The organism is Salinivibrio sp. MA427, assembly GCF_001996115.1.
Taxonomy (GTDB): Bacteria; Pseudomonadota; Gammaproteobacteria; order Enterobacterales; family Vibrionaceae; genus Salinivibrio; species Salinivibrio costicola.
Map to the genome: position 1 here is coordinate 1 of NZ_MUFH01000342.1, position 2,371 is coordinate 2,371.

The window sequence follows — 2,371 nt, forward strand, 5'->3', positions numbered from 1 at the left end:
AGCAACTGGTATCGTAAAGTGGTTTAACGAAGAGAAAGGTTTCGGTTTCATTACTCGTGACAACGGTGAAAAGGACGTGTTTGTACACTTCCGTGCTATCGTTGGTGACGGTTTCAAAACCCTAACTGAAGGCCAACGTGTGAACTTCACCGTTGAGCAAGGCCAAAAAGGCCCACAGGCGTCTGACGTTTCTGTAGCATAAGAAACCGAGTCTGATTGATAAAGGGCGCCTAGGCGTCCTTTTTTTGTGTCTATGATTCGGGAATAGCCCGTATATCGACACAAAACCAAAAAGCCCCAGCCATTTGGCATACTGCCTGGCTGGGGCTTTTTGTTAGTTAGCGTTGTTTTTTCACTTGGTATTATAATCGCCTCGCATCATTATCGCTTCACCCGTGAACGCTTGGCCGCTTAGCTTTGCTGTATTTTTAGCTCTTCTGCATTTGTTGACGCTTTTTCAAAAAGGTCAGCCAGCTTTCTACTGCATCATCCGGCGCAATCTGTTTGGCAAGACGCGCTTGTTTCAGTGCCTGCTCATACTGCTTCAGCTTGTAGTGAGCTTGGACTTTTGCCAACGCAATATCTTTGTCCGAGGCCCCTTTATCAGCATGCTCAAGCGAAGTAAGCGCTTGCTGATACTCACCTTGTTGGATCTGCATTAACGCGAGTTGCCAGTGGTATTGGCTGTCTTTTGTCACCGCCTGTTTCCATGCCCCGATCGCTTGTGGCCATTCCCGAGCCTGCTGCCAAAGGCTTGCCTGTTGCGCCAGCGTTTGCGCATCTTGCTCTGAGGCGGGTAAACGTTTTAGCCATTGCGCCGCACGCTCTGGTACGCCCTCATTGGCATAGAGCTGGGCAACCGTACGCTGTTCGCTTGGCTCAAGGGTAATGCCTTGGCGCTGCGCCAGTAAGTAAGTGCTAATTGCCTCTTTTGGCTGTTGCAATCGCACATAGTTTCCGGCCAGTTGCCGCCACCACTGCTTATTGTCAGGCTCGCGCTTAATCAACGCTTTCAGCGTCGGTGTGGCACCACGCCATTGCTCAAGCTGAAGCTGAGCCCCTAATWTAAGTGATAAGGCCGATACACTGGCAGTGCTTGTGACCACACCTTGATAATCGGGATACGCCTTTAATACCTGGCTCCACTGTTCGCGCTGATAATGTGCCAGCATAATGCGCAGCCACACATCTTCATTTTGATCCGCCTTTTCTTTGGGGATCGCGCGAGCCAACGGGTAGTAATATTGCAGCGCCGACGCATACTGGCCATCGATCAGCAATAAATCGGCTAACATGCGCTTGGTTTGCCACGCTTGTGCATCTTGCAGCTGCTCACTGTCCACCGCACGCTGAATATGCACAATGGCTTGGTCATTATTGCCATATTGCCAATAAAACACCCCTAATGAGCGATCCACAAACGCTTTGTCATACGCCCGACTGACACTCAAATTATCGAGCAGCGCAATGGCTTCACCCAGTTTTGCATCTTGCTCAAGGGTTTGTGCTTTTTCAATCGCGCGTGCCACCGATGGCGAAAGCTGCGCGGCAGCAGGCACCGACATCAATAGCAACGCGCCAATAAATAGTCTTTTCCACATCAGCGTAAATTAAACTCCAATTTGACCTGTTGCCCGGGTTGCGCCACCGCATTACCGTCGACCACTTTCGGCTCGTATTTCCACTTCCGTAGGGCACGTAATGCCTCACGTTCAAACACACGCGGTGGATTGGCATCAACCACTGTTAAATCTTGCGGGCGACCCGATGGAGCAATGGTAAAACGCACCACCACATAGCCTTCTAAGTTTCGGCGCATCGCACGCGGCGGGTAATTGGGCTCCACCCGGAACAATGGCATCGCTTGTTGGTTATTGGGGCCGGTATTCAGATTTAGCTCACCCAATGAAGGCGCTTGTACCATCACCCCTTGGATCCCACTTTGCAGATCCAAATTAGGCATATCAGGCTGTGGTGATGAGGTAGACTGCGATTGCGTCTGCGTCACCGGCGTGGGTGTGTCAGGCACTTCGGGCGGTTTAGGCCGCTCTGGCACAGTCCGCTGGCGACGCTGCACCTTGGTATCCGGCTCTTGCATAAAAATATCGATGCGCGTTGACGACGATGTTTCCTTCGGACGTTGACTGCTATGACCTACCATCAATGCCATCAACATAAAAAGCCCTAAAGTAAACACCAACGCCACCGGCATTGAAATCAACCATCGCTTCATTGCGGTGACTCCGTTGCCAACGCAATACTGCCAATACCCGCCCCTTTTGCCGCATCCATCACCTTGACGACCGTGCCATTATACGCCAGTTCATCAGCCTGAATCACCAAAGACGCATCCGGTTTATCCAGCAATAAG

General features: G+C 51.2%; 4 protein-coding genes. 1 reads left to right on the plus strand and 3 read right to left on the minus strand.

Annotated elements, in window-relative coordinates; translation table 11 throughout:
* Nucleotides 1-202: cold-shock protein (locus tag BZG79_RS14240; RefSeq protein ID WP_206779503.1), on the plus strand; the 202-nt coding region annotated here is incomplete at its 5' end.
* Nucleotides 203-428: 226 nt separating this feature from the next.
* Here the strand turns inward: BZG79_RS14240 and BZG79_RS14245 are convergent.
* The 3 genes from BZG79_RS14245 to BZG79_RS14255 all read right to left on the minus strand — a co-directional run.
* Nucleotides 429-1,601 carry a tetratricopeptide repeat protein gene (locus tag BZG79_RS14245; protein WP_077774728.1) on the minus strand — a complete coding sequence of 391 codons (1,173 nt, stop codon included), beginning with the start codon at nt 1,599-1,601 and terminating at the stop codon, nt 429-431.
* Nucleotides 1,601-2,233, minus strand: a complete 633-nt coding sequence (locus BZG79_RS14250; protein ID WP_077677361.1) for an energy transducer TonB — start codon at nt 2,231-2,233, stop codon at nt 1,601-1,603. The genes BZG79_RS14245 and BZG79_RS14250 overlap by 1 nt, the downstream gene beginning before the upstream one ends.
* A partial coding sequence (locus BZG79_RS14255; RefSeq protein ID WP_347336597.1) for a biopolymer transporter ExbD occupies nt 2,230-2,371 on the minus strand: 142 nt, incomplete at its 5' end. The genes BZG79_RS14255 and BZG79_RS14250, both read right to left, overlap by 4 nt.

What these genes read in the sequence shown, in the direction of transcription:
- BZG79_RS14250 (WP_077677361.1), bottom strand. Translation starts at nt 2,233, where the DNA reads ATGAAGCGATGGTTGATTTCAATGCCGGTGGCGTTGGTGTTTACTTTA.